Origin of the sequence: Natrinema thermotolerans, from assembly GCF_031165565.1 — an archaeon.
Taxonomy (GTDB): Archaea; Halobacteriota; Halobacteria; order Halobacteriales; family Natrialbaceae; genus Natrinema; species Natrinema thermotolerans.
In genome coordinates, this window is the sequence record NZ_CP101875.1 from 23535 (window position 1) to 29798 (window position 6264).

The following is a 6264-nucleotide window of genomic DNA, read 5'->3' on the forward strand; positions in this document are numbered from 1 at the left end:
CGGCTGTTCATTGTTCGAGGTCGTTCGGGTAGTTGGCTAACTGGAACACGGTCCCCCAGTCGTCACCACTGTCGATCAGTGGGACAATGCACTCACGGATGAGATGCAGGAACTCCTCAAGCATCCACACTAGCTGCTTCAGGTGGCCTTCAGTCAACTCTTCACCGTTCAAGATGTCTTCAGCAACATCGTACAACGTTTCCTCGAACCGCTCGTACACATCATGCACGAGTTCGGTGTAGAGCAGGCACCTACCGATGGTTTCCCACTGCTGCGCAGTATCTTCGTGCATTTATCGATCACCCAATTCGATAGAGCGGTCTGGCTTTGAGCCAGCCCCGTTGAACATCTCGGTCTGTTCTCGGCAGTTCGAACAGGCGTGTAGCGTGCCGTCGTTGGCCGAGAACACGCGCTTGTACTGTTCAGTGACGTGCGCTCCGAAGTTGTCGCACTCTGCCATGTTCAGTCCCCCCGAGTTCGGCAACGGTCACCCGTCTCGCGGATGTGACGGATTTCTTGTTTCGCTTCCCCGATCTTCTCGTCACTCCAGGCGTCGTCCCACTCCTCGACCTCTTCCTCAAGATCAGCGAGGATCTCGTCAACGACGGTTTCGACGCGCTTCCGGACAACGGCCTCATCAACGTCAGACGTCAGATGGTACATGGCTGTCCTGAGGGGAGACCTAAGTTCACTGTCGGTTGCGCCCGCTCGCTCTTGCAGGTCATCAAGGCGTTCGACGACGTCGGCCAGCTCCAGTACGAACTCATCCTCGGGGACGCGCTCGTGGATCGTGTTCGAAACAAGCGTCGAATCGACTTTGTCAGCGTACTCGGCGGCGAGATCGCGGACGCGACGCTTTGCACGAGGATGGTATTGGTTGCTGTGAGGGACCGTCATCGTTAGATCGACACCCCGAGGACCATCTGCTGGAAGTTTCGTTCTCGCGCACGCTCTTCGCGGCGACGACGCCGGCACTGACGGTGCTTTTCCTCCGGGTCCGGCTTCGCCTCCTGCTCGATCGAGCGGAGAGCCTGATCGCGCTGGTACTCGATCTCGGCGATAATCTCGCGGGGAGCGTCGTGTTCCCGCGCCTCTTCGAGATGCGAGTTCAGCTGATCGAGAGCCGACTCGCAGCAGGTCATCGATCGGACCCTCCGGTGAACCAGCACCCGTCGCGGTGCTGCACGTGATCGAGGTCGATGTCTTCGTGAGCCTCACGGCCGCAGTCACGGCAGCGGTAGTACTTTGCGCCGGTCAGCTGGCCGTACTTGTCGGTCTCGTGGAACGGGCCTTTCCACGGATCGACGTCGTCGTTTTCGAGGATTTCAGCGCCGTTGCTGCGGGATTCACTAGTCGATACCGTACCGTCGGATTCTTGTCGGCTGCTGTCGTAGATCGACATGGTTGTTCTGTCCAAGACAGCCGGCCGCCGCGGTGTACCAGCACCGTGGCGATTTTCCGCAACGCCGATCGCCTTGAGCGGCCGGTCTGTCTCTACCTCTTGCTATGTAGCCAGCGAACATAAAGATTGCTATGTAGCAAGAACTTTCTATGGAGCAAGTATTATGTCGACAGGCCGGTAACGTTTTGTCATGGAGCAAAAAACGACCGGTATGGTCTACTCCGAAGAAGAGTATCTTGACGCTGTCCGAGAAAATACGCCCGCGTCAACGAAAGAGGTAGCCGACGCAGTAGGTGTGACTCGGCAAGGGGCAGACTACCGTCTTCGTGAACTGGAGGAGGACGGAAAGGTCACCAGTAAGATGGCTGGTAACTCGCTCATCTGGATGGTTGTGGACGAGGTGTGAACACAATGCCAGAATGTGACGGTTGTGGTGCACACGTTACGCCCGATTATCACCGTGTGTTTTCGACGCCTGACGGCGATCTCCCTGTTTGCATAAACTGTACGAGCAACCGTGAGGCCCGTGAAGCGGCGAAAGACAACCAGTAACCGCTGAAGCGTGTGGTCTTCGAGAATGACAGCATAAGCATCATTGTCTGACTTAATCTTAAGAATAGTCCTAACATTAAGGCAGTCGTGTCATGAGCGATCAGTTCACCGCGGCTCTCAACGAGACCGAGGGTGCCCATGCTCGGTATGCCGAGCAGCTAGGGCTCCTTCAGGACCGAACACCATTCGCTGCAGAGTCCTTGCCCGATGCGCGTGTCGCTGTCCGAGTCAACGACGATCTCCTGAAGGAGGTCGCTTCGCATATCCTCACCCGTGCCGGCCACGTGTCAATTATCGACCGACATGGGGCCGGGAAAACGCACTTTCGAGAACTCGTCTACAATTCGTTGAATGATGGACCCCGAAGTGATGAATTTGCGATCGCCCGGATCCGAGAGGTCGAGTCAATCACCACCCGACGCCTCTACACCCGCCTCTTGGACGAACTCTCCGAATACGACTCGATCGACGTCCCGAACACATACCCCCATGCCACCGACGAAGTTCGCCAGCTCGTCGAAGACGTCGCCGACCAGTTAGAGGCCGCTGACCTGACATGCATCGTCCAAGTTGATCAGCTGGAGGACGCGGCTCGCAACACACGAACATTCGAGCAGTTGCTCGCTGGCCTTCAGAGCATCGGCGATCTTGGCGAGAGTGAGCCCGTATTTATCCTCTTCCTGTTCGGGACTCCTGAGGCGGCTGATCGGATCGACGAACTCCGCCAGACACTGTCGTCACGCCTCGTGGCGAAGAACCGTTCGCTGGAGCGCTTCGGCTTCGCTGAGACAGAGGAACTCATCGCCCGGTGGCTCGCCTGGGCCCGAGATGAAGAGTACGATGAGAGCTACCTCTCGGATCCGTACACCGCGAGTGCGATCCGGGAGATCGTCGATCGATCAGATGGAACTCCACGATCAGTGCGCCAGCAGTGTTACCACGCATACCGTGCAGGAGCCCGCCAGTTCGATGCCGACGACGGTGTCGAGATCACCGATGAGACGATCGAGACTTACACCTAATCATAATCTTAAGATTAAACCTATGAGCGACAACCCGATGACCGATGCTTTCGATGCAGCAGAGGAAGAGAACGCTGACAGTGACCAGACGACGATCGACGATGACTTCGACGCCGATCAGTATCTCGATGCACTGAACAGCGATACAGCGCCGAAAGAGAAGACGATCGGCATCGCTGTGACCGAGGAGATGCACGCCTTCTACCAAGAACTCCAGAACGCTGACGACGTCGATATCAACCCGACCCAGTCGATGCGTGATCACCTTGAGAAACTGGCCCACCGCCATCCGCAGGTGTTCGAGAAGTCGATGAGGAAGTTGGAGATTGAGAGGGAGTTTTAATCCTATCCTTAATCTTAAGAACGACACATGAGTGACGACACATCCGCTGACGTCGATCCTGAGAATCCCCGGCCCGAAGGCCACTACCCTCGGTTTCGAGACCACGAGTGGCACTTTGTGCCGGATGAGCTCGCCCAAACGATCTCGCTGGGACCTGGTGGCGACGGCGAACCCGGTCAAGACTGGGTGTTGACCTACACTCCAGAGCGGGCGAACAAGGACGACCGTGAGATGGTCCTCGTTCGGCTCACTCCCCGAGCGTTACACGAACTCTACATTGAGACGAAGGACCTCAGCCCAGATGCGCGACAGGCCGGCCACACAGCCGAGTGCGACCTCTGCGGCGAGTCTGTACCCTTGGAGAAAGCTATTCCGAATAAGCGCGAGGAACCCGTCCACCGACGGTGCTACGTCGATGCCTACGGCGGCCCCAACTGGCTCGAACCCTACTGACCCGCAGCGATTGAACGACTACACTCTAAACCAAAACCAGATTCGCGGCACCAGAAACCGCAGAGAGATCAGTCCCCCGCTCGCAGAGGAAGACGATCTCGAAGACCGTGGGCGGCTTTAGATCGCTCGCTCTCAAAGGACGGTGCGCCAGTCTGGCGCTGTCCTTATCGTTTCTTCTGGCGGTACTTGCGGGCGTACTCGGGGTGGTGTTCCGTTAGATGTTCGACGGCACCCCAGAGATCGACGTCCAGCTCTTCCTTCGGATTGTCTTCGAGGAAGAGTTTGTCGAGATGGACGTATCCGTGATCTGTGTCGATTCGCGCTACGGCGACCCTTTCCTCAGACTCAGCGTCGTTGTAGTAGACCGTGACGCCGAACTCATCGGGTGACTCAAGATCTGGATCGCCACGGATTGCGAGGAAGTACGGCCGGCCCGCATATGGTTCAAGAGGTAGTGTTTGCTGCATTAGTTACTACATGCCGCCTGCTCGATTCGCTGAAATTCAGGTGCCGGTGCATCAACTTCCGATAGGGACCAAAGACATATATATGTTTACCTCCTACGTAAACATAGACCCATGACAATCCACAGTAGATCGGTGGGCGTCGGCGTCTCCGGGAGAGATCACGTAGTGTTCGAACGCGGTAGTCGGCACAGTAGCTAGGCAGAGAGCCACGGAACGCATCAGTAGTAGACAGAAGATCGAAAAAGCCCTGGTAGACCAACTGTCGGTATCTGGCAGTATCGATAGCTGGAACTACCGTTTAGACACAAATGGCAGTTAAGCAAGCACGAAAGCCTCCAGTGGATTTCATCCGGGCCCTCTCAAAAGGCGGGCTGGATGATGTCCATGTCATCCGACGAGAAACGGCCGAACGAGTACTGACACCAGAACGAGAGCGGCTCCTCGAAACGGTTGCGGAAGGAGACGTCGAATCCGTCCGCGATCTCGCACGCCAGCTCGATCGCAACGTCAGTGTTGTCAGCCGCGACCTCGATGTACTGTTCGAAGCAGACATCGTCAACTTCGAAAAGGACGGACGGTCGAAGAAGCCGGTACTGGCTCACGAACATGTCGTTGTTGAGCCGCTAGCGCTCAACGGCGAGGTTCGAGCCAGAAGCGAATAGCCGCAAGTAGCACACTACCCTATCTAAAGCTAGCATGCTAGCATCTTGCTATAATGCTAGCATTGTGGTAGTGGGGTGATCGGGGTAAGTCAGCAGTCAAAATTCACTCAGTACCTGTTCCGAGTTAGATGTACATTTGTACATCGGATGTACATTTGTACATTCAGTTGGAGGAGGTAGTCGGAGCGGTAACCCTACTCCCAGCTTGAGGGTGGTGCATTCAAGCGAACTCTCGTTCGCTCGATTATACATAGATATATACGTACTCATCTCAAAGATAGGGATGAGCGCAGAGGTGCTGCGTGGAGCCTGTGTGACCATGGCCCGCAAGCCCGGCGGTGCAAACCAAAGGGCGTTGACGACGGACGTGGGCGCAGGAAACGCACCTAATTCCTAAATTCCAGAGAGCTGCGCGGCCAGCTCGTCGTATCCCTGCTGTTCTGCATATCTCACAACCGCATTCACCGATCGGTCCGTCGGAAACGGTTCTCCGCCGCCCATGTATCCCTCAAACCAGCAGTTTACTCGTGTGCTGACGGTTTCTGCTCGGTGTTGTTGAATCGGTTCAACCTGAACAGTCTCTGATGAGGTCACCATCGAGTTGTATGCTGGTCCCCAGTAGTGTTCGAGATCAACCTTGGTGACTGGGGTCTCTGGGATGACCTCCGAACTATGTCCGGAATGATCGATCTCGTATGCGAGTCTAGTCGCACAGAGATCAGCCAGCAGCGCAGAGGGGTAGTAAAGTTCTGACTGAATGCATGTAGCGACCGGTGGAACTTCGTCTGAAATACCGTCGATAGCCCTCCCGAATCTCTTTGCCTTCTGTTCATCGCCATCAAGAATAACGAGCGAATCCGAGGGGCTCAGTTGTTCCACGAGGGTTGCAGATTGAACGGCTTCGACTCGTTCCTGGTCCGAACCGTCCTCTCCGAGATGGACAGTCGAGAGAAGTCGATCAGCGTTTACGTGGATCACTTCCTCAAAGAAATCCTTCGAGCTTCTATAGTCGAGGTCGTGGGACTTGTTCCGAAACGGGTAGAACGGATACTCCTCGGCTGCGGAGTAGATGCTGTCGAGGATATCAAGTTCGTCCGTACGGTCAGCATGAACAGCAACGGTGACGGTGATGCCGTCGATCGTACTTGCATCAATTGCAACCGATCGATTGTAAGCCGATTCTTCAGCACGAAACGGGCGCACGAGACTATTCCTTACAAATCGCTCCGAAATCTTGAGGGTTCCGTTTACGGGACGGGACAGAGTTAACCAACAGACGGGGCAGAATGAATCGAGGTGTTGGTTAAGAGTGAACGATGGTCCGGATCCTTACTTGAATCCTTTCAGGTAGATCCACATATCG

Annotated in this window: 13 protein-coding genes; 6 read left to right on the forward strand and 7 right to left on the reverse strand. The window is 55.7% G+C overall.

From position 1 onward, the window contains the following. Nucleotides 1–7: 7 nt before the first annotated feature. The 5 genes from NP511_RS22645 to NP511_RS22660 are packed head-to-tail and all read right to left on the reverse strand — an operon-like array spanning nt 8 to nt 1402. A complete protein-coding gene (locus tag NP511_RS22645) occupies nt 8–292 on the reverse strand; it encodes a hypothetical protein (protein ID WP_049967009.1) in 285 nt (94 codons plus the stop codon). Continuing rightward, nucleotides 293–460: a DUF7563 family protein gene (locus NP511_RS23020; protein WP_419894494.1), complete on the reverse strand. Its 168-nt coding sequence runs from the start codon at nt 458–460 to the stop codon at nt 293–295. It abuts the gene before it with no gap. Nucleotides 461–462: 2 nt separating this feature from the next. Further along, nucleotides 463–897 carry a hypothetical protein gene (locus NP511_RS22650; protein WP_049967010.1) on the reverse strand — a complete coding sequence of 145 codons (435 nt, stop codon included), beginning with the start codon at nt 895–897 and terminating at the stop codon, nt 463–465. Between the two features lie 2 nt (nt 898–899). Beyond that, nucleotides 900–1142 carry a hypothetical protein gene (locus tag NP511_RS22655; RefSeq protein WP_049967011.1) on the reverse strand — a complete coding sequence of 81 codons (243 nt, stop codon included), beginning with the start codon at nt 1140–1142 and terminating at the stop codon, nt 900–902. Further along, a complete protein-coding gene (locus NP511_RS22660) occupies nt 1139–1402 on the reverse strand; it encodes a DUF8118 domain-containing protein (protein ID WP_049967012.1) in 264 nt (87 codons plus the stop codon). The genes NP511_RS22655 and NP511_RS22660 overlap by 4 nt, the downstream gene beginning before the upstream one ends. 190 nt (nt 1403–1592) lie before the next feature. Between NP511_RS22660 and NP511_RS22665 the strand changes: the two genes are divergently transcribed. The 5 genes from NP511_RS22665 to NP511_RS22680 all read left to right on the forward strand — a co-directional run bounded on the left by NP511_RS22665 (nt 1593) and on the right by NP511_RS22680 (nt 3772). Beyond that, the gene (locus tag NP511_RS22665; RefSeq protein ID WP_049967013.1) at nt 1593–1808 is read left to right on the forward strand and encodes a winged helix-turn-helix domain-containing protein; all 216 of its coding nucleotides are present in this window, start codon (nt 1593–1595) and stop codon (nt 1806–1808) included. A 5-nt stretch (nt 1809–1813) separates the two neighbouring features. Further along, the gene (locus tag NP511_RS23025) at nt 1814–1954 is read left to right on the forward strand and encodes a DUF7563 family protein (protein ID WP_419894495.1); all 141 of its coding nucleotides are present in this window, start codon (nt 1814–1816) and stop codon (nt 1952–1954) included. Between the two features lie 92 nt (nt 1955–2046). After that, on the forward strand, nt 2047–2976 hold the full coding sequence (locus tag NP511_RS22670; protein WP_049967014.1) for an AAA family ATPase: 930 nt from the start codon (nt 2047–2049) through the stop codon (nt 2974–2976). Between the two features lie 22 nt (nt 2977–2998). Further along, nucleotides 2999–3319, forward strand: a complete 321-nt coding sequence (locus tag NP511_RS22675; protein ID WP_049967015.1) for a hypothetical protein — start codon at nt 2999–3001, stop codon at nt 3317–3319. Nucleotides 3320–3346: 27 nt separating this feature from the next. Next, a complete protein-coding gene (locus NP511_RS22680) occupies nt 3347–3772 on the forward strand; it encodes a DUF8161 domain-containing protein (RefSeq protein ID WP_049967016.1) in 426 nt (141 codons plus the stop codon). 164 nt (nt 3773–3936) lie between these two features. On the opposite strand, the gene NP511_RS22685 is transcribed toward NP511_RS22680, so the two are convergent. Then, nucleotides 3937–4239 carry a DUF7718 family protein gene (locus NP511_RS22685; protein ID WP_136396826.1) on the reverse strand — a complete coding sequence of 101 codons (303 nt, stop codon included), beginning with the start codon at nt 4237–4239 and terminating at the stop codon, nt 3937–3939. Between the two features lie 308 nt (nt 4240–4547). On the opposite strand from NP511_RS22685, the gene NP511_RS22690 reads away from it, so the two are divergent. Next, nucleotides 4548–4901: an HVO_A0114 family putative DNA-binding protein gene (locus NP511_RS22690; protein WP_084158343.1), complete on the forward strand. Its 354-nt coding sequence runs from the start codon at nt 4548–4550 to the stop codon at nt 4899–4901. A gap of 393 nt (nt 4902–5294) precedes the next feature. Here the strand turns inward: NP511_RS22690 and NP511_RS22695 are convergent, their stop codons facing one another. Next, on the reverse strand, nt 5295–6104 hold the full coding sequence (locus NP511_RS22695) for a hypothetical protein (RefSeq protein ID WP_049967018.1): 810 nt from the start codon (nt 6102–6104) through the stop codon (nt 5295–5297). Between the last annotated feature and the right edge of the window lie 160 nt (nt 6105–6264).